At 49.7% G+C, this 24,354-nt stretch carries 25 protein-coding genes; 2 read left to right on the top strand and 23 right to left on the bottom strand.

Annotated elements, in window-relative coordinates; genetic code table 11:
* Nucleotides 1-18 precede the first annotated feature (18 nt).
* The 7 genes from ACQKE4_RS08420 to ACQKE4_RS08390 all read right to left on the bottom strand — a co-directional run bounded on the left by ACQKE4_RS08420 (nt 19) and on the right by ACQKE4_RS08390 (nt 7,652).
* Nucleotides 19-291 carry an HU family DNA-binding protein gene (locus tag ACQKE4_RS08420; protein WP_007114333.1) on the bottom strand — a complete coding sequence of 91 codons (273 nt, stop codon included), beginning with the start codon at nt 289-291 and terminating at the stop codon, nt 19-21.
* 196 nt (nt 292-487) lie between these two features.
* The gene (gene lon, locus ACQKE4_RS08415) at nt 488-2,899 is read right to left on the bottom strand and encodes an endopeptidase La (RefSeq protein WP_427387813.1); all 2,412 of its coding nucleotides are present in this window, start codon (nt 2,897-2,899) and stop codon (nt 488-490) included.
* A gap of 257 nt (nt 2,900-3,156) precedes the next feature.
* Nucleotides 3,157-4,437: an ATP-dependent Clp protease ATP-binding subunit ClpX gene (clpX, locus tag ACQKE4_RS08410; RefSeq protein ID WP_427387913.1), complete on the bottom strand. Its 1,281-nt coding sequence runs from the start codon at nt 4,435-4,437 to the stop codon at nt 3,157-3,159.
* A 74-nt stretch (nt 4,438-4,511) separates the two neighbouring features.
* A complete protein-coding gene (clpP, locus tag ACQKE4_RS08405; protein ID WP_113270706.1) occupies nt 4,512-5,129 on the bottom strand; it encodes an ATP-dependent Clp endopeptidase proteolytic subunit ClpP in 618 nt (205 codons plus the stop codon).
* Between the two features lie 67 nt (nt 5,130-5,196).
* Complete coding sequence (gene tig, locus ACQKE4_RS08400) at nt 5,197-6,549, bottom strand: trigger factor (RefSeq protein WP_427387812.1); 1,353 nt, start codon at nt 6,547-6,549, stop codon at nt 5,197-5,199.
* A 257-nt stretch (nt 6,550-6,806) separates the two neighbouring features.
* A complete protein-coding gene (locus ACQKE4_RS08395) occupies nt 6,807-7,184 on the bottom strand; it encodes a hypothetical protein (RefSeq protein ID WP_427387811.1) in 378 nt (125 codons plus the stop codon).
* Nucleotides 7,185-7,187: 3 nt separating this feature from the next.
* Nucleotides 7,188-7,652, bottom strand: coding sequence for a flavodoxin (locus ACQKE4_RS08390; protein ID WP_427387810.1), 465 nt, complete (start codon nt 7,650-7,652; stop codon nt 7,188-7,190).
* Between the two features lie 158 nt (nt 7,653-7,810).
* On the opposite strand from ACQKE4_RS08390, the gene ACQKE4_RS08385 reads away from it, so the two are divergent.
* A complete protein-coding gene (locus tag ACQKE4_RS08385; protein WP_290835051.1) occupies nt 7,811-8,017 on the top strand; it encodes a DUF2788 domain-containing protein in 207 nt (68 codons plus the stop codon).
* Between the two features lie 222 nt (nt 8,018-8,239).
* Here ACQKE4_RS08385 and ACQKE4_RS08380 read toward each other — a convergent pair whose 3' ends face one another.
* From ACQKE4_RS08380 to ACQKE4_RS08320, 13 genes are all read right to left on the bottom strand, one after another.
* Nucleotides 8,240-8,539, bottom strand: a complete 300-nt coding sequence (locus tag ACQKE4_RS08380) for an integration host factor subunit alpha (RefSeq protein ID WP_035579533.1) — start codon at nt 8,537-8,539, stop codon at nt 8,240-8,242.
* A 94-nt stretch (nt 8,540-8,633) separates the two neighbouring features.
* Nucleotides 8,634-11,015 (bottom strand): phenylalanine--tRNA ligase subunit beta, encoded by a 2,382-nt coding sequence (gene pheT, locus ACQKE4_RS08375; RefSeq protein WP_427387809.1) that lies wholly within the window; start codon nt 11,013-11,015, stop codon nt 8,634-8,636.
* 26 nt (nt 11,016-11,041) lie between these two features.
* Nucleotides 11,042-12,061: a phenylalanine--tRNA ligase subunit alpha gene (gene pheS, locus ACQKE4_RS08370; RefSeq protein ID WP_427387808.1), complete on the bottom strand. Its 1,020-nt coding sequence runs from the start codon at nt 12,059-12,061 to the stop codon at nt 11,042-11,044.
* Between the two features lie 159 nt (nt 12,062-12,220).
* Nucleotides 12,221-12,574 carry a 50S ribosomal protein L20 gene (rplT, locus tag ACQKE4_RS08365; protein ID WP_078087679.1) on the bottom strand — a complete coding sequence of 118 codons (354 nt, stop codon included), beginning with the start codon at nt 12,572-12,574 and terminating at the stop codon, nt 12,221-12,223.
* 64 nt (nt 12,575-12,638) lie between these two features.
* Complete coding sequence (rpmI, locus tag ACQKE4_RS08360; RefSeq protein ID WP_027959586.1) at nt 12,639-12,833, bottom strand: 50S ribosomal protein L35; 195 nt, start codon at nt 12,831-12,833, stop codon at nt 12,639-12,641.
* An 81-nt stretch (nt 12,834-12,914) separates the two neighbouring features.
* Nucleotides 12,915-13,406 (bottom strand): translation initiation factor IF-3, encoded by a 492-nt coding sequence (gene infC / locus ACQKE4_RS08355; protein ID WP_107334128.1) that lies wholly within the window; start codon nt 13,404-13,406, stop codon nt 12,915-12,917.
* A 60-nt stretch (nt 13,407-13,466) separates the two neighbouring features.
* Nucleotides 13,467-15,389 carry a threonine--tRNA ligase gene (thrS, locus tag ACQKE4_RS08350; protein ID WP_427387806.1) on the bottom strand — a complete coding sequence of 641 codons (1,923 nt, stop codon included), beginning with the start codon at nt 15,387-15,389 and terminating at the stop codon, nt 13,467-13,469.
* 223 nt (nt 15,390-15,612) lie between these two features.
* Nucleotides 15,613-16,488, bottom strand: a complete 876-nt coding sequence (locus tag ACQKE4_RS08345) for an OmpA family protein (RefSeq protein WP_427387805.1) — start codon at nt 16,486-16,488, stop codon at nt 15,613-15,615.
* A gap of 290 nt (nt 16,489-16,778) precedes the next feature.
* Nucleotides 16,779-17,246, bottom strand: a complete 468-nt coding sequence (locus ACQKE4_RS08340; RefSeq protein ID WP_427387804.1) for a DUF2489 domain-containing protein — start codon at nt 17,244-17,246, stop codon at nt 16,779-16,781.
* A 404-nt stretch (nt 17,247-17,650) separates the two neighbouring features.
* Nucleotides 17,651-18,565 carry a heme o synthase gene (gene cyoE / locus ACQKE4_RS08335; protein WP_427387803.1) on the bottom strand — a complete coding sequence of 305 codons (915 nt, stop codon included), beginning with the start codon at nt 18,563-18,565 and terminating at the stop codon, nt 17,651-17,653.
* A 124-nt stretch (nt 18,566-18,689) separates the two neighbouring features.
* Complete coding sequence (locus ACQKE4_RS08330) at nt 18,690-19,727, bottom strand: COX15/CtaA family protein (RefSeq protein ID WP_427387802.1); 1,038 nt, start codon at nt 19,725-19,727, stop codon at nt 18,690-18,692.
* A 35-nt stretch (nt 19,728-19,762) separates the two neighbouring features.
* Entirely contained in the window at nt 19,763-20,272 is a 510-nt protein-coding gene (locus ACQKE4_RS08325) for a hypothetical protein (RefSeq protein WP_427387801.1), read from the bottom strand.
* 19 nt (nt 20,273-20,291) lie between these two features.
* Nucleotides 20,292-20,978 carry an SURF1 family protein gene (locus ACQKE4_RS08320; protein ID WP_427387800.1) on the bottom strand — a complete coding sequence of 229 codons (687 nt, stop codon included), beginning with the start codon at nt 20,976-20,978 and terminating at the stop codon, nt 20,292-20,294.
* Between ACQKE4_RS08320 and ACQKE4_RS08315 the strand changes: the two genes are divergently transcribed.
* Nucleotides 20,977-21,168: a DUF2909 domain-containing protein gene (locus ACQKE4_RS08315; RefSeq protein WP_427387799.1), complete on the top strand. Its 192-nt coding sequence runs from the start codon at nt 20,977-20,979 to the stop codon at nt 21,166-21,168. The genes ACQKE4_RS08320 and ACQKE4_RS08315 overlap by 2 nt on opposite strands.
* Before the next feature lie 5 nt (nt 21,169-21,173).
* Here the strand turns inward: ACQKE4_RS08315 and ACQKE4_RS08310 are convergent, their stop codons facing one another.
* Genes ACQKE4_RS08310 through ctaD form a run of 3 tightly spaced genes read right to left on the bottom strand, consistent with a single transcriptional unit; the run spans nt 21,174 to nt 24,313 of the window.
* Nucleotides 21,174-22,034: a cytochrome c oxidase subunit 3 gene (locus ACQKE4_RS08310; RefSeq protein ID WP_427387798.1), complete on the bottom strand. Its 861-nt coding sequence runs from the start codon at nt 22,032-22,034 to the stop codon at nt 21,174-21,176.
* The gene (locus ACQKE4_RS08305) at nt 22,031-22,633 is read right to left on the bottom strand and encodes a cytochrome c oxidase assembly protein (protein ID WP_427387797.1); all 603 of its coding nucleotides are present in this window, start codon (nt 22,631-22,633) and stop codon (nt 22,031-22,033) included. Before ACQKE4_RS08305 ends, ACQKE4_RS08310 begins: the two co-directional genes overlap by 4 nt.
* Before the next feature lie 42 nt (nt 22,634-22,675).
* Complete coding sequence (ctaD, locus tag ACQKE4_RS08300; RefSeq protein ID WP_427387796.1) at nt 22,676-24,313, bottom strand: cytochrome c oxidase subunit I; 1,638 nt, start codon at nt 24,311-24,313, stop codon at nt 22,676-22,678.
* Nucleotides 24,314-24,354 lie beyond the last annotated feature (41 nt).

Here is a 24,354-nt window from a genome sequence, read left to right as displayed (position 1 = left end):
ACAGCAAACGCGGGCAAATTAGTTGACGGCGTCTTTCAGCGCTTTACCTGCTTTGAAACTAGGTACTTTTGCAGCACTGATCTGGATAGGCTGACCAGTTTGCGGGTTGCGGCCAGTACGGGCGGCACGCTCTTTGATCGCGAAGGTACCAAAGCCCACCAGTGATACGCTTTCACCTTTCTTAAGGCTATCGGTGACAGACTCCACCATGGCATCCAATGCGCGAGTTGCCGCTGCTTTAGGAATATCAGCAGATGCGGCAATGGCTTCAATCAGCTCGGACTTATTCACTCTTCACCCCTTGATTGTTTCAAAAAATGGCTCTGAACGGCATGGTCACCGATTGATACGACGATCAAAGCATAGCTGCGTTTTATAGCAATGCCTTGAAACATCTGTCAAGCAACCATACCGCGAGTGACCCGCCACGTGTAGCAACGGGCCAAAATATTAAGTAAAATTAAAGCCCAGACTGGGCTTTAACAGCTTAATGGGTACTTGCAATAGCATTATTGCTAAACGATGCTTCGGTGCTTTTTAATGGTGCACCTTCCTCAACTCTGGCTGCTAGCGCTACGGCTAAAACATCATCTATCCAACGTACTGGGCGAATATCAAGTGCACTTTTGATATTGTCCGGTACTTCCTTGAGATCACGACGGTTTTCTTCAGGAATTAGGACTGTCTTTATACCACCACGGCGCGCTGCCAGCAATTTCTCCTTCAACCCGCCGATGGGCAACACCTCGCCGCGCAGATTGACTTCTCCGGTCATTGCTACATCGCAGCGAACTGGACGCTGGGTGTAAGCAGAAACGATTGCCGTCACCATGGCAATGCCCGCGCTGGGACCATCCTTCGGCGTTGCACCTTCTGGCACGTGAATGTGTAGATCCTCTTTCTCGAACCGCTCTGGATCAATTCCATACTCATGAGCCCTGGCACGCACAACCGTTTGGGCAGCGCTAACCGACTCTTTCATTACATCGCCAAGCGAACCGGTTTTGTTAATACGGCCTTTGCCTGGCGTTACCACCGATTCAATATTAAGTAGCTCGCCGCCTACGGATGTCCAAGCAAGCCCTGTTACGCGACCAATCTGGTCATCCTGCTCAGCTAATCCGTAGCTGTATCGACGCACACCCGCGTAGTGCTCAATCTGCTCAGCCATTAAGCTTTGGCCATCTTGACTGGCTTTCGGATCTCGCTCTTTCTCAAGGCGCTCACGCAGCACCTTGCGCGATACTTTAGCAATCTGTCGCTCTAATTCACGCACACCTGCTTCTCGGGTGTAATAGCGAATAAGCTCTAAAAGCGCGCTATCTTCCAGCGTTAACTCGTCGCTCTTCAATCCGTTGGCGGTTAGCTGCTTAGGCAATAAATAACGCTTAGCGATTGCCAATTTTTCGTCTTCGGTGTAACCAGGGAGACGAATAATTTCCATTCGATCAAGCAAAGCGCTGGGAATATTCATCGAGTTAGCAGTACAGATGAATAGCGTCTCTGACAGATCATAATCAAGCTCAAGATAGTGATCGCTAAAGCTGTTATTCTGCTCAGGATCAAGCACTTCCAGCAACGCGGAAGCGGGATCACCGCGATGATCCATGCCTAATTTATCGACTTCATCTAACAGAAACAGCGGATTTTTAACGCCCGCACGGCTCACGCGCTGGATCATTTTGCCCGGCAATGAACCTATATAAGTGCGACGGTGGCCGCGAATTTCAGACTCATCACGGACACCCCCTAACGCTAAACGTACATATTTGCGATTGGTGGCACGCGCGATGGATTGGCCAAGCGACGTTTTACCCACCCCAGGCGGCCCCACCAAACATAGCACAGGGCCTTTCATCTTGCGTACACGCGTTTGTACGGCGAGATACTCAAGGATCCTCGCTTTAACCTCTTCTAGGCCGTAATGGTCTTCATCCAGCACCTGCTGCGCTTTGACAAGGTCATGTTTGACCCGTGTGCGCTTTTTCCATGGCACAGCAACCAGCCAATCCAGATAGGAGCGCACCACGGTAGCTTCTGCAGAGTTGGAAGCCATCATTTTAAGCTTATTGAGCTCTTGGGTAGCTTTGTCAGACGCCTCTTTAGGCATGCCCGACTCTTTAATGGCCAGCTCATACTTCTCGGCCTCATTGGGCACATTATCCAGCTCACCCATCTCTTTCTGGATTGCTTTCATCTGCTCATTGAGGTAGTACTCGCGCTGAGTCTTCTCCATCTGCTCTTTAACCCGCGAGCGGATACGCTTCTCAACCTGAAGCAAATCGATCTCAGATTCGATCAGCGCCATTAGATGCTCAATACGGTCACGCACCCGATCCATCTCTAGCAGCTCTTGCTTATCACCAATTTTAAGCGACAAATGAGCACAAATGGTATCAACCAGACGGCTCGGGTCTTCAATCCCTGATAACGAATTAAGTACTTCGTTGGGGACTTTTTTAGACAGCTTGACGTACTGCTCAAACTGATTAAGCAGCACACGAACCAGTGCCTCCTGCTCGCGACTGGTGAGAGGCTCACTCTCACGCGGCGTTAAATACGCCTGGGTATAACCTGCGGCGTTCTCTTCAACGCTCAGTACATCCGCTCGAAAGTTACCTTCGATAAGCACTTTAACCGTGCCATCGGGCAGCTTAAGTAGTTGCATGATGTCAGCCACGGTACCCATTGAATACAGGTCCGCGTTATCTGGCTCATCCTGAGAAGCTTCGCGCTGAGCCACCAGTAACACACGCTTATCAGCCTCCATCGCCGCTTCGAGCGCCTGGATAGACTTTTCACGACCTACAAAAAGAGGAATAACCATTTGCGGATAAACAACGACATCACGCAACGGTAAAAGGGGTAGACATTGTGTCTGTTCGGCGTTCTGCTGCATCGCAGACGATCCTCGACAAATCGGATGAGTACTTACTAAGAGTACTTGGAAAAGTACTGCGCAGTCGTCAATACGCTTGTAGTAGACACATAAGCATTGATTGGGCTACGCAGTAACAACTTCATGAACTAGGTATGCTTACATCTGGGCTTCACACTAGATGCTACAACCGCTTTCCACAATAACAAGGGGTCGCCTAGGCGACCCCTTGATTTAGCGCAAGCGGTTGAATCTGGGCCGCGGTGCTCGACTAGCCATTAGCCATCAGTGCCGTCGACACGCGCTTCTTCCTGCTGAGAGTAAACCAATAACGGCTCGCTCTCACCAGCAATGACCGAGGCATCAATAACCACTTTACTGACACCTTCCAGCGAGGGAATTTCGTACATAGTATCAAGCAGTACCGACTCTAGAATAGAGCGCAGACCGCGGGCACCTGTCTTACGTTCCATGGCCTTTTCAGCAACTGCTCGCAGTGCTTCATCGGTGAACTCAAGCGCTACATCTTCCATTTCAAACAGCTTAGCGTACTGTTTGACAAGCGAGTTTTTCGGCTCTGTCAGAATCTGCACCAACGCATCTTCGGTGAGTTCCATCAGCGTGGCAATAATCGGTAGACGTCCGACAAACTCTGGGATCAAGCCAAACTTAACCAGATCGTCAGGCTCAACGTCCGCCAGCAATTCACCTACCCCACGGGAAGATTCTTTGCTTTTCACTGCCGCATTGAAACCAATACCACCTTTCTCAGCGCGGTCACGGATAACTTTATCAAGGCCTGCAAAAGCACCACCGACAATAAACAGAATATTGCCCGTATTAACTTGCACAAACTCTTGCTGAGGATGCTTACGACCACCTTGAGGCGGTACTGATGCCGTGGTGCCTTCAATAAGCTTCAATAATGCTTGTTGAACGCCTTCACCTGACACATCACGCGTGATTGACGGATTGTCAGATTTGCGTGAAATTTTATCGATTTCATCGATATAGACAATGCCGCGTTCCGCTTTCTCAACATCGTAATCACACTTCTGCAACAGCTTTTGAATGATGTTTTCTACATCTTCACCGACATAACCCGCTTCAGTCAGCGTCGTTGCATCTGCGATAGTAAAAGGAACATTCAACAGCCTTGCCATTGTTTCCGCCAATAGCGTTTTACCACTACCGGTGGGACCAATTAGCAGAATATTGGATTTACCCAGTTCAACATCGCCGTCGCGCACATCTGTTTTCAAGCGTTTATAGTGGTTATACACCGCTACAGAAAGCACCATTTTGGCGCGATCTTGCCCAATGACGTAATCATCCAGGGTATGACGTATTTCGCGAGGCGTAGGTAAACGCTCCTCGTCGCTCTCGGCATCGGCTTCGAGAACTTCCTCGCGAATGATGTCATTACACAAGTCGACACACTCATCGCAGATATAAACGGACGGGCCCGCAATTAGCTTACGTACTTCGTTTTGGTTTTTACCGCAAAACGAGCAGTAGAGCAGCTTGCCACCTTCGTCCTTGCCTTTGCCGTCGGCCATTCGCATACCTCTATCACTTCGGCGGCTTGCGCCGCCGGAAAAGCTCGTTAGAAAAGCAGAATCCTATCACGCTATCAGGATGTAGGCCGCTTATCCAGCACTGCATCAATCAAGCCGTACTCTTTGGCTTTATTGGCGCTCATGAAATTATCTCGGTCTGTATCGCGTGAAACAGTTTCAATATCTTGACCCGTGTGATGGGCAAGAATTTGATTCAGTTTCTCACGGATACCAAGAATTTCACGGGTGTGTATTTCAATATCAGATGCTTGGCCCTGATAGCCACCCAGCGGCTGGTGAATCATGACACGTGAGTTAGGGAGGCAGTAACGTTTGCCTGCAGCTCCAGCGGTCAACAACAGCGCGCCCATGCTGGCCGCTTGACCAATACAAACGGTCGATACATCCGGTTTAACAAATTGCATGGTGTCGTAAATCGACATGCCGGCGGTGACAGAACCACCTGGCGAGTTGATATATAAATGAATATCTTTGTCTGGATTTTCCGACTCCAGGAACAGCAGTTGGGCAACGACCAGGTTGGCCATGTAGTCTTCAACAGGCCCTACCAAAAAGATTACGCGCTCTTTCAACAAGCGTGAATAAATGTCGTAAGCTCTTTCCCCTTTGGCGCTCTGCTCAACCACCATGGGTACTAAACCGCCGGCGTTTTGAATATCAAACTCACTCATTCAGGTGATTCCTTGCGTCCGGAAAGGGAAAAGCGCACCGATGTTTGGTGCGCCACGTTCCAGGGTGTTAGGCGTTGGCTTGATCGCCTTCTTCAGCACCCTCATCTTGCTCGGCTTGCTTTTGCGCAGCGGCAAGGGCTTGCTGATAAGACATTTCAACGTCTTTAATGTTCGTTTGCTCTAGTAACTTAGCCACTGCTTTCTCTTCGAGAATGGCAGATTTCACCTGCGTTTTCAGCTGCTCATTACCCATGTAGTAGCTCACTACTTCTTCAGGGTCTTGATACTGTTCAGCCAACTCAGTTACTTTTGCTTTAATGGCATCATCATCGGCGTCAAGTTCGTTAGCCTTGATTACCTCAGCAAGTAACAAGCCGACTTGAACACGGCCTTTAGCCTGCTCTTCAAACAGCTCATTAGGTAACTGGCTGACGTCAAAATCTTCACCTAAACCGAACTGCTGGGCTGCCTGGAGCTTCATGCCATCTGTTTCTTGCTGTACCAATGCACTAGGCACAGGAATTTCATTGACCTTCTTTAGCGCATCCAATACTTGCTGCTTGACACGGTTATCAACCGCCTGTGACGCTTCACGAGTCATGTTCTTTTTGATTTCAGCGCGGAATTTTTCCTGATCGCCGTCTTCAACGCCAAAACGCTCGATAAACTCAGCGTCAACTTCCGGCAATTTCTGGCTGCTAACTTTATGGACGCTCACTTTAAACGTCGCTTCTTTACCAGCTAGATGCTCAGCCTGATAGTCAGTAGGGAACGTGACTTGAATGCTTTTTTCTTCCCCTGCTTTCGCACCGATTAACTGAGCTTCAAAGCCTGGAATGAAACTATTGGAGCCAATTACCAGTGAATGGCCTTCAGCACTTCCGCCTTCAAACGGCTCATCACCGATGAAGCCCTGGAAGTCGATAGTCACCTGATCACCATCGGCTGCTGCAGCATCTACTTCTTCCCAGCCAGCGTTCTGCTTGCGCAGCGTGTCAATCATCTCATCAACATCAGCGTCGCTAACAGTCACGACGGGGCGTTCAATTTCAGTCCCCTCGATAGAAGCGAGCTCTACCTCTGGGTAGATTTCCATGACCGCAACAAATTCAAGATCTTTACCCGACTCATTGACTGACGGTTCGATCTTCGGGAAGCCAGCGGGGTTTAAACCCTCGTCAGTAATGGCGCGTACATAGCGCTCACGCATCACTTCGCCAACGACTTCGTTGCGTGCATCCTGACCGTAGCGCTGACGTACGACTGCCATCGGCACCCGGCCTTGGCGAAAACCGTTCAAGCGAACGTTCTTCGCGGTGTCTTTCAAGCGAGCACTAACGGCCTCGTCAATTTCGGCAGCCGGCACTTGAATAGTGATACGGCGTTCGATCTGGGAGGTCGTCTCGACAGAAACTTGCATGAATTGTCCTCTAACGGCTGGGCGTTGTGTTGATTGCATGTAATAAGATTAAGGGGCAATTTTAAGAACCCTGGCGCAAGGTGGCAAGCGCCATGCTCGCAACATGGGGGCACGTAATTTTAAAAACAAGGGAATAAGCGAGTAATTAAGTACTTCAAGGGGCATTTAACATCATTATTAGCCCCAATTGCGCCATGACCACCATTCTACTGCGTTGTACGTCATGCAGCGAGTTTTTCAACCTCTGCCTTCAAAAGCTAGCTGGTTTGCTGCTCATTCAGCCACCAAAGGCTCAATGCGTGCAACAGTAATCCAAGCGTCGCCCCATGAGAAATAAATACCTGCCAGCTGATCCAATCGGTAAACAAGGCATGCCATATACCCATTCCCGCCATACCGAGCAGCATCATCATAACAAGGCGCTTTAGCAAACGGGGCAATGTTTGACGCGCAGCAACCGACAGCATACGCCACTGCACGAAGACCGCTGAAGCTACCAAGACCAAAGCAATCACAATGAGCGTCTGGCGAGTTTCATGCCCGCCAGCTAAATAGCGAGGCAGCGCTGCCAGCATCACTAAACATAAACCGAGCGCAACGCTGATGCGTTGAGGTGAAGAAGGGGCACGCTGCATCTCTTAATTTACCTCTAACCGCTGGGTAACAATCCACTCTTCCACCCAAGGAATAGCGGCATCGTCGGCCATAAAGGTTTCCATCGCGTCAATTTCTAAACGCTCACCCAAACGCGTTGCACCATGATCTTCCAGCAGTGCGTCTAGTGCCCTACCCGCACCACAAAAAGTATCACCGTATGAACTATCCCCAAGCGCTATAAGGCCATAACGCAAAGAGACCAATGATGGGCTTTGATCGCGCAGATGGCGCACGAACGGCACAAAATTACCGGGAAAATCACCGCTTCCTGTAGTCGACACACAAAATAGTGTGATATCAACCTCGCTTTCAGTGATATCCGCCACGGCGGGCTGCTCATGAATGGCTACTGTATAACCTGCCTTTTCAAACAGCGGCTTGACCTGCTCTGCCACATCTAACGCACCACCATACATCGTACCCACCAAAATATTCAGCTTTGGCATCGTCACTCCCCTGTCAAAGTGTCACAGTGCCAACCGTTAAGTCGACAAATACCCGATGAATTTGCTCAAATATTAACATGACTGGTTAGAATGACACACGCCACCCCAGCAGTTGATGAAAACGAGGTGGGTGACAGAGACAATCATGAGGAGAGACTATGCAGCAAACCTTCGAGGCCTGGATAACCCCGCTGATGATTGGCGGCTTAATCGTATTTATGTGCTTTATTATCTGGGACTTAGCTAAAAAATCTAATGCTGGCAAGTTTGGCACCATCATGCTGTTTGTTGTATTAGGCGCAGGCATGCTGGGTTACGTCATTAAGGTAGTGATTACCTGGCTGATTGAAGGCGGCAACATTTAGCGATTTAGAAGCACTATTATCGGCAAGGGCACCGGAAAGCAAAGGCGAATAGCAGCGACCATGCTTGCAAAAAAGGAGGGCTTCCAAAGGCCCTCCTTTTATCTACTGATAATCTAGATATCAATAACCTAGGTGCATACGCTTTAAAGCCTAATTGACCCTATGTCGCTTGCCTCATCATGTATTCATGAGCCGAAGCGCAAAGTAAGGTCTAAAGAAGCGCTACTCCCCACCTACGTAATGCTCTACTTGCTGCTTAAGCTTTTGCCCTGGTCGAAACGTCACCACTCGTCGGGCGGAAATGGGGATTTCCTCGCCCGTTTTGGGATTTCGTCCTGGACGCTCGCGCTTATCACGCAGGTCAAAGTTACCAAATCCTGATAACTTTACCTGTTCATTTTCACGCAAGCAGGCTCGAATCTCTTCAAAAAAAGCTTCGACCATGGCTTTCGCTTCTCGCTTGGACAGGGCTAACTCAGCATGTAAATGTTCAGCCAGCTCTGCTTTGGTCAACGCACCCATAAGGCTCTCCTTGCAGCAAACTCATAGTAGCAAACGCATTGCCAAGAACGTGATAAGCAACGTGGCGTGGCCCAAGTACTCTCCTAGCTACTTACTAGCCGCGCAGCTCAGCATCCAGCTTGACACGCACCTGTGTCACGATTGAATCGACCAACTGATTGATTTCTTCATCGTTTAGCGTGCGCGATGGATGCTGCCAGGTCAAGCCCAAAGCAATACTCTTGTATCCTTCTGCGACGCCTTTACCTGCATATACATCAAAAAGCTTAATATCTTGCAAATATTCTCCCGCTTGTTGCTTAGCGCAATCTAATAGCGCCTGCACAGGGGTGGTATCGTTGAGTATAAACGCAAGATCACGTCGCACTTCAGGAAAACGCGAAAGTGGCGCAAAAGCTGGGATCTGGCCTTGAGTAAGGGCGTCCAAACGCACCTCAAATAATACAGCATCCATCTTAAGACCAAGCGTTGCGCGCACTTGAGGGTGCATCGTACCAATCCAGCCCGCCGGTTCCCCGTTATGTAACAACTGGGCACTCTGACCAGGATGAAGCGCTGGATGCTCGGCAGGCTCAAAGCGCCATGCTTCGGCGTCCCCTCCCATTGATAGAATACTTTCAAGATCGCCTTTCAGATCATAAAAGTCGACGCGCTCCTTAGCCCCACTCCAGCCTTCTGCTTCTCGCCCTCCGCATACGAGAGCTCCCAGCATGGGTACCTGCGACAAAGCGTCCAGCTCACCATGAAAGACCAGCCCGGTTTCAAATAACCGCACGCGGGTCTGCTGACGGTTAAGATTGTACTCCATGGCGCGCACCAAGCCTGGAAACAAGCTAGCCCGCATCACCGACAAATCAGCTGAGATAGGATTGGCAAGTACAGGTGTCACGGCGTCAGGCAAAATCGCCGCCTGGAGCTCGGGAGCAACAAAGCTGTAGGTAATCGCCTCCTGAAAACCACGCGCAACCATCTGACGACGCAGACGAGCCTGGGTAAGCTTCGCTTCATCCGCGGAACGCAACGCCAGACGTGCCGCCGGGCGACGCACCGGCAAATTATTATAGCCGTGTACGCGCGCCACCTCTTCGATCAGGTCTTCTTCAATCGATAGATCAAAACGCCAGCTGGCAGCAATGACTTTCCAGCCATCCTCTTGCACGCTGACATCAAGCCCCAAGCGCTGCAAAATATCGGTGACATCAGCTGCCTCAAGCGCTTTTGATAACGCTTTTTCCAAGCGATCACTGCGCAAAAATATGACACGCTCTTTAGGCATATCGTCGCCACTAAGCGCTTCAACAACAGGCCCGGCCTGTCCACCGCAAATTTCAATCAACAGCTGCGTAGCTCGCTCAACGGCAGCTGGGGTTAGCGCCGGGTCAACGCCACGCTCAAAGCGATGGGAAGCATCTGTATGGAGGCCGTATGAACGCGCCTGACCGGCAATCGCCAGTGGCGTGAAGTAGGCAGATTCAAGGAAGATAGTCTGCGTATTGGCATTCACACCTGAATTTTCGCCACCCATAATACCGGCCATCGCCAGCGGGCCTTTATGATCAGCAATAACGAGGGTTTCTGGGCGCAAGGCAATATCGCTACCATCCAGCAACGTTAAACGCTCACCCGGATTAGCCAAGCGGATTAGCATGCCACCTTCTAGGTTGTCACGGTCAAAGGCGTGCAGCGGCTGACCTAGCTCCAGCATTACGTAATTGGTGACATCTACCACAGGGTCAATTGAACGAACACCACTTCGCCGCAAGCGTTCGACCATCCACAGCGGTGTTTCAGCCTTAACGTTGACGCCTTTAATGATTCGCCCCATATAACGCGGACACTGTTGCGGCGCCTCAAGCTTAATGGCAAAGGTGTCCTCGATTTCAGCGACGACTGCTTTTATGTCAGGCCCGTTTACTGGCAAACGGTTTAGCACTCCGACTTCTCGTGCCAACCCCTTAATACTCAAGCAGTCACCACGGTTAGGGGTCAAATCGACTTCGATGGTCATGTCATTCAGATTCATGAACTCTCGAAAATCAACACCGATCGTAGCTGTGGCAGGCAGCACCATAATGCCGGGCGATGTCTCTTCTTCGAGCCCTAACTCAGATGCTGAACAAATCATACCGCGGGACTCGACACCGCGTAATTTGGCTTTTTTAATTTTAAAATCGCCGGGCAGCACTCCACCCACCTGGGCAAAAGGAATTTTTTGCCCTACCTCAACGTTCGAAGCACCACAGACGACCTGAACAGGGTCGCCACTACCATCATTAACGGTACATACGTTGAGCTTGTCTGCGTCAGGATGCTTCTCTTTACTCAGCACCTCCGCCACCACGACACCACTAAACGCCGCCGCTACTGCTTCGACAGCATCGACTTCCAAACCGGCCATGGTGATCTGATCGGCGATCGCCTGCGTATTAAGCTGCGGCGATACCCACTCGCGCAGCCACTGTTCTGAAAATTTCATGGTTGATCCTGTATTTGGCGGCGGTCTTAGGCGAATTGGCGTAAAAAACGCAGATCGTTTTCAAAGAACAGGCGCAAATCATTAACGCCATAGCGCAACATCGCCAAGCGCTCCGCACCCATCCCAAAAGCAAAACCGGTGTAGCGCTCTGAATCAATACCGGAGTGACGGAATACTTCAGGGTGAACCATGCCGCAACCCATGACTTCTAGCCAGCCGCTATGAGAACATACGCGACAGCCTGCCCCACTACACATCACACACTGGATATCCACCTCGGCAGAAGGCTCAGTGAATGGGAAGTAAGAGGGACGGAAACGAACGGATAGATCATCGCGTTCAAAAAATGCCTGCAAGAAATCTTCAATCGTTCCTTTCAGGTCAGCAAAGCTAACACCCTCATCTACCAACAACCCTTCCACTTGATGGAACATGGGGGTGTGGGTCAGATCCGAGTCGCTACGATATACACGCCCAGGACAAACAATCCGAATCGGCGGTTCGCTGCTTTTCATGGTGCGTACTTGAACTGGCGACGTGTGGGTACGTAGCAACCGCGTAGCATCAAAATAGAAGGTATCGGCCATACCTCGGGCAGGATGGTGCGCTGGAATATTAAGCGCTTCGAAATTGTGATAATCATCTTCAATTTCAGGCCCAATGGCCACATCATAGCCAATACGAGTGAACAGCCCTTCAATACGCTCAAGCGTACGCGTCACCGGATGAAGCCCACCCGTAGATTGCCCACGCCCAGGCAACGTGACATCAATACTTTCAGCTGCTAAACGAGCATTCAGCGCAGCCCCTTCAAGCTGTTGTCGCTTAGCCTCGATTTCATCAGCCAGCGTCTGCTTGGCTTGGTTTATACGCTCACCCGCAGCAGGTCGCTCTTCTGCAGACAGCTTACCCAAACCTTTAAGCAAGGCGGTTACCTCACCTTTCTTACCTAAATAGCGTACTCGTAACTCATCTAGCGCGGCGACACTCTGCGCAGCCTGAATAGCGTCGCGAGCCTCAGATACCAGAGTAGGAAGGTGATCCATCCGTTTCACTCCGAATTAAGCGATATCCATCTCGAAAGATGGCGTGGCACGTTTAAGGTGACAAAAAAACAGGGGAAGAGCGGCTGCTCTTCCCCTGGATGGGTCACTCTGAAATGACCTCAGGTACATTACACGGACAAAAGTCCCGTGCAAACTACCTTATTGGGCAGCCTTGGCTTTTTCCACGATGGCAGCAAATGCAGCCTTCTCGTGTACTGCCAAATCGGCCAATACTTTACGGTCGATTTCAATACCGGCTTTCTTAAGACCGCCTACAAAGCGGCTGTAAGACATACCGTTGATGCGTGCACCGGCGTTAATACGCTGAATCCACAGCGCACGGAACTGACGCTTGCGATTGCGACGGTCACGGTAAGCATACTGACCTGCTTTAATAACAGCTTGCTTGGCAACGCGGAAAACACGCGAGCGGGCACCGTAGTAACCTTTGGCAAGTTTCAATACTTTTTTATGGCGACGACGCGCTACTACGCCACGTTTAACTCGAGTCATAACACACTCCTGACTTTAAGGCTGAGGCAAAAAAATTGTGCACTCAGAAAAACGAAAACCCGAATTATAGATTCGGCAGCATACGCTGGATGAGCGCTTTATCAGACGCGTGAATCTGCTTCATTCCACGCAATTGACGCTTACGCTTAGTCGATTTCTTGGTCAAGATGTGGCTACGGTGAGACTGCTTGTGCTTAAAGCCATTAGCCGTCTTTTTAAAGCGCTTCGCAGCGCCACTGTTGCTTTTGATTTTCGGCATGAGAAATACTCCGCTCGATATTTTTAGAAAACCCAGGGCCGACCACCGCTTCCACGCTGGCCCGTTAACTTCGCCGTTGGATCACTTCTTCTTCGGGGCAATAATCATGATCATCTGGCGACCTTCCATTTTCGGGAACGCCTCTACCAAACCGATCTCTTCCAGGTCTGCCGCAATCCTTTCCATTAGTTTACGACCAATGTCCTGGTGCGCCATTTCACGACCACGGAAGCGCAGTGTGACTTTGCCCTTGTCACCACCTTCCAAAAAGCGTGTCAGGTTTTTAAGCTTGACCTGATAATCGCCTTCGTCGGTGCCAGGACGGAATTTAACTTCCTTAACCTGGATTTGCTTCTGCTTCTTCTTTTGAGCCGCTTTCTGCTTCTTGGTCTCAAAAACGAACTTGCCGTAATCCATAATCTTACAGACGATAGGATCGGCATTTGAAATTTGCACGAGGTCTAAGCTTTCGGATTCAGCACGCTCAAGTGCTTCGGTGGTGGGTACAACACCCAACTGCTCACCGTCGCTACCAATAAGGCGTACTTCTTCTTCAACAATTCGCTCGTTCATTGGTGGGCGCTTGTCTGCTGGACGCCCGCGCTGATTGCTTCGCTTGATCGCTCCGTCTCCTTAGGCTGTTGGCGATATCGCCAGGGCTGCTCTCTCAGTAGTATGACGTTCAGTAAACTCTTCGACCGTCATTATACCAAGATTTTCGCCGCTACGAGTTCGCACGGCCACTGAGTCAGCTTCAACTTCCTTATCTCCCACCACAAGGAGGTAAGGAACTTTCTGTAACGTATGCTCACGGATTTTAAAGCCGATCTTCTCGTTCCTCAAGTCCGCTTTAACACGCAAGCCACTTTTTTGCAGGCGTTTCTCTAATTCCAGCGCATATTCACGCTGTGAATCAGTGATTGTCATGATTACCGCCTGCTGCGGTGCCAGCCATAATGGCATAGCCCCGGCATAGTGCTCAATTAGAATCCCCAAGAAACGCTCGAAGGAGCCTAAAATAGCGCGGTGAAGCATTACAGGGGTCTTGCGCACGCCATCTTCATCAACGTACTGAGCCCCCAAACGGCCTGGCAAATTAAAATCGAGCTGTAGGGTACCACACTGCCAGACGCGATTCAGACAATCACGCAGAGCAAATTCAATTTTAGGTCCATAAAACGCTCCCTCCCCTGGCTGTAAGTCCCAAGCTAGGCCTGTTGCATTTAAGGCCGCCTCTAAACCCTGCTCTGCTTGATCCCACATTTCAGCTTCGCCCAGGAAATCTTCAGGACGTGTCGATAGCTTTAACTCTACATCGTCAAACCCAAGCGCTTTATACACTTGCAGCGTGAGCGCGATAAAGTCTTCCGCTTCAGCCTGGATCTGACCTTCGGTGCAAAAAATATGCGCATCATCTTGAGTAAAACCACGTACGCGCATTAGCCCATGTAGCGAACCGGAAGGCTCATTACGGTGACAGCTGCCAAACTCAGCCAGTCGCAATGGCAAGTCACGATAACTTTTTAAGCCTTGATTAAACACCTGCACGTGGCAAGGGCAGTTCATTGGCTTAACAGCGTACTCACGCTTCTCCGACTCTGTGGTGAACATTAACTCGCTGTAATGCCCCCAGTGCCCAGATTTTTTCCATAATGAGAGATCGACTACCTGCGGCGTTTTAATTTCCTGGTAACCGTGCTCGCGCTGAACATTACGCATGTACTCTTCTAAAGCTTGGTACATGGTCCAGCCGTTAGGATGCCAAAACACCATACCTGGCGCTTCTTCTTGAATATGGAATAAGTCCATTTTACGTGCGAGCTTGCGATGATCACGCTTCTCGGCTTCTTCAAGTCGCTTGAGATAAGCCTTGAGCTGTTTTTTATCACCCCATGCCGTGCCGTAAATACGCGTTAACATCGTATTAGCAGCATCACCACGCCAGTAAGCGCCGGCTAATTTAGTGAGTTTAAAAGCTTTCAAATGCCGCGTGTTAGGCACGTGCGGCCCGCGGCACATATCGGTATACTCTTCGTGATGGTAAAGTCGAATAGTCGCATCGTCGGGAATTTGGCGAATAATCTCCTGCTTGTATGGCTCATCACGGTGTAAAAAAGTCAGCATAGCCTGGTCGCGATTTACATATTCGCGCACCACATCGTACTCACGTTCGATCAATGACTGCATGCGAGCTTCAATGGCTTCCAAGTCTTCCGGTGAGACAGACTGGCCAAATTCAATATCGTAATAAAAGCCATCATCAATAACCGGACCGATGGCCATTTTGGCTTCTGGGTACATCTGCTTTACTGCATGGCCAACTAAATGCGCGCAGGAGTGGCGAATAATTTCCAATCCTTCCTCATCTCGCGCAGTAATAATAGCCACTTGCACATCTCGATCAATCAGATCGGCGGCATCGACCAGCACCCCATCAATTTTTCCAGCGATGCAGGCCTTAGCCAAACCAGGGCCAATGGATTCTGCCAGCTGCATAATGCTAAGCGGTGCTTCAAACGTTCTTTGACTGCCATCAGGCAGTGTCACAATAGGCATTCAGATTCCTTGAGCGCAGTGGTGATCCATACCAAGGATCACATTTCGCTATCAATGGTCTTAAGAGGGCGCTTGATAAATCAACGCTAAAACAGTGGCAAGACTACCAGAGTTAATCGCACTATCAAATAAAAACGGGAGGCCGAAGCCTCCCGTTTCTTTACTTGGTTTATGATCGCTAAATATTATGAACAGCTAGCTAAACCAAAGATACCAAGTGAACTTAGTTCCATTCGTCCAGTTCAACGCGACGGTTCTGAGCACGACCTTCATCGGTATCGTTAGAAGCGACCGGCTGCTCTTCACCATAACCAACTGCACGCATGTTGTTAGCGCTCACACCACGGCTGGCCAGGTAGTTAGCAACAGACTGCGCGCGCTCTTGTGACAAGCGCTGGTTGTACTCTGCAGAACCTTGTGAATCAGTGTGGCCTTCGATGCTAACACGTACATCAGGGTTGCTAACTAGACGCTCGGCAACACCGTTGAGTACTTGTTGAGCAGGACCAGTCAACTGAGCAGAATCGAACTCGAAGTTGACATCACGTAGTACTAGGCTTTCCGGGCAACCCAGTGCATTAACTTCAACACCTGCTGGGGTGTTCGGGCACTGATCACGGTAATCCGGCACACCGTCGTTATCAGAATCAAGCGGGCAACCATTGGCGTCGACTTCTACGCCTGCAGGCGTGCCTGGGCACTGGTCACGGTAGTCTGGAACGCCGTCACCATCAGAATCAAGCGGGCAGCCTTCAGCGTCAACAGCAACACCAGCAGGCACTTCACCGTAGCTCGGGCACTGAGCAGCAACCGGCTCAGGTGTACGATCAGCACATAGCAAGCCACCGATAGCAGCACCAGCAACAGCACCAGTAGCAGCACCGCTCTCTTCATCAGAACTGCTGCTGGTGGCGTAACCAATACTGCCACCAATCAAGCCGCCCGCCAAGCCACACACGGCCGGATGCTGATACCAACTCTTACCCGCATTGCTGCTAGCACTTGCTTGACCAGAGGACTGCGAGGCTGAGCTGGCGCAACCAGAAAGGCCAACTACCAGTGCAGAACCGATTAGCAAGCCAGTTGTTGATTTCTTCATGTAAGACTCCTTCTTGATCCAATGCTGAAATGGCCATAAGTGACCAGATCTATCCAATGCTTCTTATTGCGAGAGCATCCATTTTTCGCCTGCTCGACATTATTGAACTTTGCATACTCAACGAATGTCGAACGTTGTGCCTATCATTAACGCTAACGTGCATGAAGGCAACAATGCCAAGATATCAACTTCTTGCCAATACCGACATCATTCAGCATAGCAAAATTGGCACAATGGGCACCAAAAAAAATTGCTATGTCTTTTTTGTGGCTTGATAGCCATCAAAATTCCTAATCCAAGGCATTTGGACCTTGGGCGCGCCATTCTAATACAGCCTTAGCAGCCTCTAATACTTCTTTTCGCATCTCACCTTCGGCAGCTAAGCGCTCTTTATCTTCCAGCATCCGTTCACGCGGCGACAGCTGTTGGCGGGCAGAATGCGTTTTAAGGTGCTTTGTACGACGATAGTGCTCAGCAAATGCCTGAAACTCCGCCCTTTCAGTTAAGTTAGGGTCAATGATTTCCAACAATACCTTGCAACGCCATGCACCTTCGGTAATGTCCACCTGCTCCTGCACTAATGCGGCTGCAACATAGTCTAGGTTATCTAGGCTATTTTGCTTAGCTCGTTTATCTTCTTCGCGTCTAAAAGCTTCTCGGCGACTGACTTCTTTACGCAAAGACCATGCGTAAATGCATAAACCGACGATGACAGCAACCGCGACTATTAATAAAACTATCGCTCCAGTTGAGCTCATGAAACTCCTCGCTAAGCGCACAAATTACTTGACGAAAATTGTACACCCTTATACCACCTTTCGGCTAATCACATCTATTGTTGAATGCCTTACTACAAATCTCAGGACATTGTCATACCGTATTGGACATTCCGCCGCTGCTTGAGGCAAGTTCTATTAGCATGATGTGAGATGCCGTTTTGTGGGGGACTCAACCGCGCCAGTTTTTTAACGCAAAACAGCCATGGCCAGAGTGTCGTTACTAAATCTTGATTCAGCAAAAGGAGGATAAGGTAAAGCTCGGAGAAAGGTATCGAAAGGTTTTGAGAAGCTGCGCTTACTTGATTACCTCAGCCATTAATTAAATTTTCGGGGTATTAATGGCTGGATTATCGCTGTTTTTTTAAGCTTTGAGCATTGGCTTATCAAGCCAGCGCGGGAGCGTAATGATCTAACAACAATGCTCCAAACACTCCCAAAAGATAGCGAATTGAGAACCAAAAAGCCCTGATCGGTGCTTGAGCATCTTGTCCACGCCATACTTTCCAGTTCCAAAATATAAACCGAATATTAAGGCATAGCACAACGAACAGATAAAGTGGCCCGCTCATTCCAATCATCACGGGCATCAATGTGGTTAAGACGGTTAGCCAGGCGTACAACCAAATTTGCAAGCGCGTAAAAGGAATGCCGTGAGTTACCGGCAACATGGGAATGCCAGCACGCGCATAATCATCATATTTATGGATGGCTAACGCCCAGAAGTGCGGCGGTGTCCAAGCAAAAATAATCAGCATCAATAACAGTGGCTCTGGGGTGATTTGCCCGGTCACCGCGACCCAACCCAACAGAGGGGGTGCAGCACCAGCAACACCACCAATCACAATATTTTGCGGCGTCGCACGTTTAAGAAAAGCGGTATAAATCAAGGCATAACCAATTAAAGATGCCGCCGTTAATAGAGCCACCAAGAGATTAACTTGCCAAGCTAACAAGAAAACACCGGCAAATGACAATAGGCTTGCCCAAAGGGTGGCTATTTTCACCGGTAGCCGTTTGCTGGCAATGGGGCGATGCGAAGTACGGCTCATCAACACATCTAATCGCCGATCAATGATGTGATTAAATGCCGCAGCACCACACGATGCCAACCCAATACCAACTAAGCCATAAACCACATTGCTTAATGGCGGCAGACCTGATGTTGCTAGCGCCATGCCAACCGCCGCACACACCAACATGACCGCAACGACGTTGATTTTGCAAAGCCCCAGTAACTCTTTCCAGCCCCACATTACTTTAGGTAATGCCGTCGGCAGTGTCATTGTGGTATTTCGCATCTTAGCCTTTCCTCTTGCTTTATTTGTTTTTGTAATTTTTTTCTAAAATATTTTTATTAATAGCAACTTATAACGTATTCATAACGAAGACACGGATATTAAGCCTGCTTATGCAAGGTGCTACTCAAGTCATCACAGGCTTACCCATGTTTACCGAAACAGGCACGGACTCACCGTATCTCCAATGCCACCATGCCCAAACCAAACCTAACGACAAGCCAATTGCTCCGGCGGTGTGTAATAGCGCCAACCACAACGGTAGCCAAAGTATCACATTTGCAATTCCTATTGCGGCTTGCACCCCATAAAGCCCCAGTACTATCAAAAGATACTTACTGACTTCTTGCCGAACACGATAGCGCCACCACAGCATAAATAGCGCAATGCCCAATATAAGCGCCCCTAAGCGATGTGCCACTTGTATCGCTGTACGTGCATCGGCGTGCAATTGGCCATGCAAGTAATTGGGCCCCACTGTTTGAGTGAGATGGAAGCCTTCCGAGAAATCCATCTCTGGCCACCACTGAGTGTTACAGGTGGGAAATCCCTGGCAGGCAATACCTGCATAATTGCTAGATACCCAACCACCCAGCGCCAACTGAATCACCAGCACAAAGCCAGCTAGTGCCCACCAACCATTTCCCTTTCTTGGTTGCGTAGAGCGCCCTTGAGAAATATGACGTAGGCGCAGGTGCAGCCATAGAAAAAGTAGCAACACGCTTAGGCCGCCCATCAAGTGAAGGGTAACCACCTGTGGCCATAATTTTAGCGTCACGGTGAAAGCACCAAATGCACCCTGGAGCAAAATAACGACTAGTAGAGCTAAGCTCAAACGCCAAGGATAATGAACATGCTTACGCAGCGGCCATCCCAGTGCAACGACACTCAGCACTACTAACCCTAGTAGACTGGCAATATAGCGATGCACCATTTCAACCCAGGCTTTAAAAGGCTCCAGTGGAACATCGGGATGGCGTAACGAAGCGTGATCGCTATCAGGCACTAGCAAACGCCCGTAACACCCTGGCCAGTCTGGGCAGCCCAATCCAGCGTCCACTAAACGCGTCCAAGCGCCTACCATCATTACCACAGCGGTAAAAAGAGTACCTACCAACGTTAAACGAACGAGCCAAAGTAAGCGACGTTCAAAGGAGTGCTGCATGATGCTTCCTTACGGCTAATCAGTGCCGGCAATACCTAGAGAGGATTTACCTTAAACAAATGCCTAATATCATCAAGTATATCTCGTGAAGCGACATTAGCATCAAACGCCAATGCAGGCCTGCCGAATGGGTCAAGTAACCAGACACTATTGTCTTCTTGCCAATCGGGCACTTCGCTCCATTGTCCAGACACTTCACCAGGCAACTCTTCAAAGTCACCGCCAATGCGTAACCGGGTTAAGCGCGGCGCTTCTCGGCCTAACGCACGATGAAGGCGCCAAAGCTCATCCATACGTTCATCGCACTGCAAGGAGCAGTCGAACGCAAGGGTCCAGGCATCATCATTATTGGTAGCATCAACCGTTAGGGGCCACTCATTAAGAGGGGGTAGCTGCAGCCTTACCTCTCCGTGGGCAGTATGACGATCAGGAATACCTACCCCCCACTTAACCATGCCCCAAGCAGCTACCATCGGTGCAGAAAAAACTGCAAAAATCAGTATCAATTTGAGACGCTGTCTCTGTCTATGTTGACGACTGTGCATGCTCCAACCCCTTTCCTTATTATTGGGCATCGCGACGTAATCGATAGCCGCCAATTAACATTATCAAGAATGCTGCCAGTGCCAGTCCCCACCATTGAAATGCATAGCCCATATGTCGACTGGGTGGCATAACATTAGCTTCCCACCACTGCGTTAAGACACCATCACCTTCACTGGCATGTACCCAGCCAGCATAACTGAACGCCCCTAGCTCAGGCTCCCACGGTGAAAGGCTTAATTGCTGCAGCCTAACCCCCTCGCGGTTGTCCCCATACAGCGGACCGCCCGTTTGGGTCGCCTGCCACTCGCCTTTAATTTCTACCCGCCCTTCTGGTGTGGTTGCAGAAGGTGGCGCTCGACTGGGGCCCGTTTCCAGAAAGCCCCGCTGAATCAACCATAATTGCCCATGGTTATCGCGCAGTGGCGTTAAAACAGCGACTCCAATGCGACCTGCTACAACCCGGTTATCCAGGTAAAGAGTATAATCAGCGAGATACTCCCCTCGTACAGTTACTGTTGCACCCTGCGCTGGCGGTATCACTGGCTCAATCAACGCATCAGCCGATTCACGTATTGCTATTGCTGCCCGCTTGTCAACAGCCCGCTCCCACTGCCATAGTCCTAGGTAGACACCTAATGCCACCAGCATGACCCAAAACAAACACCAACTATAAAAGCGTCCTTGCCCACGAGAGGTTTTCATCATGTTATTACAACTACTCATTGCCGCGGTTTTTTTAGCTATGGTCATCAGCTTGGCGGTAGGAGCAGGATTTCTACTGCGCGACAAAGCCTCCTCCCGCCGACTGTTAACCTCACTGAAATGGCGTATTGGCCTGGCCTGCTTACTGATGGCCCTGATCATTTTCGGCTTTTGGTCAGGCGAACTGGGCTAATTAAGTTAGAGTACATACACAAAGATAAATAGCCCGACCCATACCACATCAACAAAGTGCCAATACCAGCATGAGGCTTCAAAGCCAAAATGATTTTCATGGGCAAAATGCCCTTTATGAATACGCATTAATATGATCGCCAGGATGAGCGTACCGATGATCACATGAACGCCATGAAACCCGGTCAGGATGAAGAAGGTGGCACCAAAAATACCTGCTTCTAAAGTAATGCCATAGTGTGCATAGGCTTCGTAGTACTCGACACCCTGAATAAATATAAAGCAAATACCCAGCAGCACCGTACCCGTTAACCAATTGCGACACGTTTTGCGATGACCCTCTTTTAATGCCTCATGGGCAATCGTTAACGTTATGCTCGAGGTGATTAAAATAAGCGTATTGACGAGCGGTAGCTGCCATGGGCTAAACACTTGCTGTGGCCCCGCAATGGAAGCATCCGGCGGACTTAAAAGAGGCCACTGCGCGACAAAATCGGGCCATAACAGCGCAGAGACACCTTTTGCCCCCTCACCGCCCAGCCAAGGTACAGCAAATACACGGATGTAAAAGAGCGCGCCAAAAAATGCAGCGAAAAACATGACTTCCGAAAAAATGAACCACCCCATTCCCCACCGAAAAGAGCGATCCATTTGTGCGTCGTAAAGACCGCCCTGAGACTCAATCACCACATCACGAAACCAGAGCCCCATCACGGCCACCACGCCGACTACCCCTATAAACACTAAGGGTAGCCCGGTGTCATAAACCAGCTTAATGCCGAGGCCAATCATCATGGCGCCCAGTGCCAGAGAGCCTAAAACGGGCCAACGGCTGGTTGCCGGAACGTAATAGCTACCACTGCTCATATTGTTTCCCTCGCGGCTTTTTTGTTATTACGGGTGCCATTAAGCGAAGTATGGCGAAGTGTTTCTTGCACTGGATAAAGGGTATATACCAGCGTAATGGTATTAATTTCTTCAGGCAGATCGCGGGCTAATTGAAACACTAACGGAATCGTTAGGCGCTCATCACCTTGCAACTGTTGTTCTTCAAAACAGAAGCAACTTACTTTTCTAAGGTGCCGTGTGGCATTTGAAGGAGACACGCTAGGCACAGCACGGCCCCAAGTTTCATTGGGGCTATTGTTGGAAAAGGTAAAGTCCACTTCTGCAGTTTGCCCTGGATGCACACTCATTTGACGCATCTCAACGCTCATTTGCCACGGCAAACCCGCGCTACCGCGGGTAATAAACTGCACATTCACGTAGCGCGAGGTATCCACTTCCTCATGAACTATGCTTTGCGCCGTCGCATCCACTTTGCCGTTGATCCCGGTAATACGACAAAACACATCGTATAAAGGTACTAACGCAAAGGCGAATGCGAACATCCCGAGTAGCGCAGCCAATGATCTTATGACGGTGCGCCTAACACCTGCCGCTTGAGCCTGCTGTCGATTTGGCATAATGTCCTCCACCCCTAATGGGTCTGTTCATTCTGCCGCTCTTCAATGTGATGAACGGTGAAATACGGGTGGTGTTTCAAAAGTATGCAAAGGGGCAGGACTAGGTACGGTCCACTCTAAATCTTCGGCGCCTTCCCATGCTTTGGCTGGCGCTTTCTTACCGCCACGCACACACAATACAATCACCAGCACAAAGATTAATTGAGACGTACCAAAGAAGAAGGCACCAATGCTAGAAAGCATATTGAAGTCGGCAAACTGAAGCGCATAGTCAGGTATACGCCTAGGCATGCCCGCCAAGCCAGCAAAATGCATCGGGAAGAACGTTAAGTTAACGCCAATGATTGAAAACCAGAAATGCCATTGAGCCAGTCGTTCATTAGGATAATGCCCGGTCCATTTTGGCAACCAGTAATATACCCCAGCCATAATGGCAAAGATCGCCCCCGGAACTAACACGTAATGAAAGTGAGCCACTACGAAATAGGTGTCGTGGTACTGAAAGTCTGCTGGGGCGATTGCCAGCATTAACCCGGAAAACCCACCGATAGTAAATAGCACCACAAAGGCAAGGGCAAACAGCATCGGAGACTCAAAACTGATCGAGCCACGGAAAAGCGTAGTAACCCAGTTGAACACCTTCACACCCGTGGGCACCGCAATGAGCATCGTGGTGTACATAAAAAACAGCTCAGCCACTAGCGGCAAGCCGACAACAAACATATGGTGAGCCCAGACTAAAAACGATAGCAGCGCGATAGCAGCGGTGGCATACACCATGGAGGCATAACCAAACAAAGGTTTACGCGCAAAGGTAGGAATAATTGCTGACACAATACCAAAGGCGGGCAAAATCATAATGTAGACTTCAGGGTGCCCAAAGAACCAGAAAAGATGTTGAAACAGTACGGGATCACCACCGCCAGCCGCATCAAAAAAACTAGTTCCAAAATTGATATCCATTAACATCATGGTGATTACACCCGCTAATACCGGCATAACGGCAATTAGTAGGAATGCAGTGATTAACCAAGTCCATACAAACAGTGGCATATCCATCAAACGCATGCCGGGTGCACGCATGTTCAAGATAGTGGCAATGATGTTGATGGCCCCGAGAATGGAACTGATACCCGCAATATGCAGCGCTAGAATAAAGAAAGTAGTAGACGGCGGTGCATACGTCGTCGATAGAGGTGCGTAGAAAGTCCAACCAAAATTGGGCCCTCCTCCAGGCATAAGTAACGTAGAAAGCAGTAGCGTGAATGCTACCGGCAGTAGCCAAAAACTAAAATTATTCAGCCGTGGCAGTGCCATGTCTGGCGCGCCTATTTGCAGTGGGATCATCCAGTTAGCCAAACCGGTAAAAGCGGGCATTACTGCTGCAAACACCATAATTAAGCCATGCATTGTGGTCATCTGATTAAAGAACTCAGGGTTAACCAGCTGCAGTCCTGGCTGAAAAAGCTCTGCGCGTACTACCAGCGCAAATATCCCGCCAATAAAAAACATCGTTAATGAGAAAATCAGATACAGCGAACCAATCTCTTTGTGATTGGTAGTGAGCAACCAGCGCAAAATCCCTTTAGGGGGCGCGGGATGGGCATGATGAGCTTGACCATCTGCCACAGCGGTCGAGCTATGCTGTAAATTATGATGAGGAGGAAGTTTGGGCGCCATGCGACTCTCCGAAGATATTATTGTTGTCACCAATTAATTGG

The sequence above is a fragment of the Halomonas sp. NPDC076908 genome (assembly GCF_050269715.1).
Taxonomy (GTDB): Bacteria; Pseudomonadota; Gammaproteobacteria; order Pseudomonadales; family Halomonadaceae; genus Vreelandella.
The sequence above is the reverse complement of the archived record's forward strand: the minus strand, read 5'-3'. Positions and strand labels throughout refer to the sequence as shown.

Bases quoted from the DNA above. Each gene is read 5' to 3' on its own strand.
- ACQKE4_RS08315 (WP_427387799.1), top strand. From the start codon at position 20,977: ATGTTATTACAACTACTCATTGCCGCGGTTTTTTTAGCTATGGTCATC.
- ctaD (WP_427387796.1), bottom strand. From the start codon at position 24,313: ATGGCGCCCAAACTTCCTCCTCATCATAATTTACAGCATAGCTCGACC.
- ACQKE4_RS08395 (WP_427387811.1), bottom strand. From the start codon at position 7,184: ATGCAGCGTGCCCCTTCTTCACCTCAACGCATCAGCGTTGCGCTCGGT.
- clpX (WP_427387913.1), bottom strand. From the start codon at position 4,437: ATGGCCGACGGCAAAGGCAAGGACGAAGGTGGCAAGCTGCTCTACTGC.
- ACQKE4_RS08340 (WP_427387804.1), bottom strand. From the start codon at position 17,246: ATGAGCTCAACTGGAGCGATAGTTTTATTAATAGTCGCGGTTGCTGTC.
- ACQKE4_RS08305 (WP_427387797.1), bottom strand. From the start codon at position 22,633: ATGCCAAATCGACAGCAGGCTCAAGCGGCAGGTGTTAGGCGCACCGTC.
- pheT (WP_427387809.1), bottom strand. From the start codon at position 11,015: ATGAAATTTTCAGAACAGTGGCTGCGCGAGTGGGTATCGCCGCAGCTT.
- ACQKE4_RS08310 (WP_427387798.1), bottom strand. From the start codon at position 22,034: ATGAGCAGTGGTAGCTATTACGTTCCGGCAACCAGCCGTTGGCCCGTT.
- thrS (WP_427387806.1), bottom strand. From the start codon at position 15,389: ATGCCTATTGTGACACTGCCTGATGGCAGTCAAAGAACGTTTGAAGCA.
- ACQKE4_RS08330 (WP_427387802.1), bottom strand. From the start codon at position 19,727: ATGCAGCACTCCTTTGAACGTCGCTTACTTTGGCTCGTTCGTTTAACG.
- ACQKE4_RS08325 (WP_427387801.1), bottom strand. From the start codon at position 20,272: ATGCACAGTCGTCAACATAGACAGAGACAGCGTCTCAAATTGATACTG.
- rpmI (WP_027959586.1), bottom strand. From the start codon at position 12,833: ATGCCGAAAATCAAAAGCAACAGTGGCGCTGCGAAGCGCTTTAAAAAG.
- infC (WP_107334128.1), bottom strand. From the start codon at position 13,406: ATGAACGAGCGAATTGTTGAAGAAGAAGTACGCCTTATTGGTAGCGAC.
- ACQKE4_RS08385 (WP_290835051.1), top strand. From the start codon at position 7,811: ATGCAGCAAACCTTCGAGGCCTGGATAACCCCGCTGATGATTGGCGGC.
- ACQKE4_RS08390 (WP_427387810.1), bottom strand. From the start codon at position 7,652: ATGCCAAAGCTGAATATTTTGGTGGGTACGATGTATGGTGGTGCGTTA.
- tig (WP_427387812.1), bottom strand. From the start codon at position 6,549: ATGCAAGTTTCTGTCGAGACGACCTCCCAGATCGAACGCCGTATCACT.
- pheS (WP_427387808.1), bottom strand. From the start codon at position 12,061: ATGGATCACCTTCCTACTCTGGTATCTGAGGCTCGCGACGCTATTCAG.
- cyoE (WP_427387803.1), bottom strand. From the start codon at position 18,565: ATGCGAAATACCACAATGACACTGCCGACGGCATTACCTAAAGTAATG.
- clpP (WP_113270706.1), bottom strand. From the start codon at position 5,129: ATGAGTGAGTTTGATATTCAAAACGCCGGCGGTTTAGTACCCATGGTG.
- ACQKE4_RS08320 (WP_427387800.1), bottom strand. From the start codon at position 20,978: ATGATGAAAACCTCTCGTGGGCAAGGACGCTTTTATAGTTGGTGTTTG.
- ACQKE4_RS08380 (WP_035579533.1), bottom strand. From the start codon at position 8,539: ATGGGTGCGTTGACCAAAGCAGAGCTGGCTGAACATTTACATGCTGAG.
- lon (WP_427387813.1), bottom strand. From the start codon at position 2,899: ATGCAGCAGAACGCCGAACAGACACAATGTCTACCCCTTTTACCGTTG.
- ACQKE4_RS08345 (WP_427387805.1), bottom strand. From the start codon at position 16,488: ATGAAGAAATCAACAACTGGCTTGCTAATCGGTTCTGCACTGGTAGTT.
- rplT (WP_078087679.1), bottom strand. From the start codon at position 12,574: ATGACTCGAGTTAAACGTGGCGTAGTAGCGCGTCGTCGCCATAAAAAA.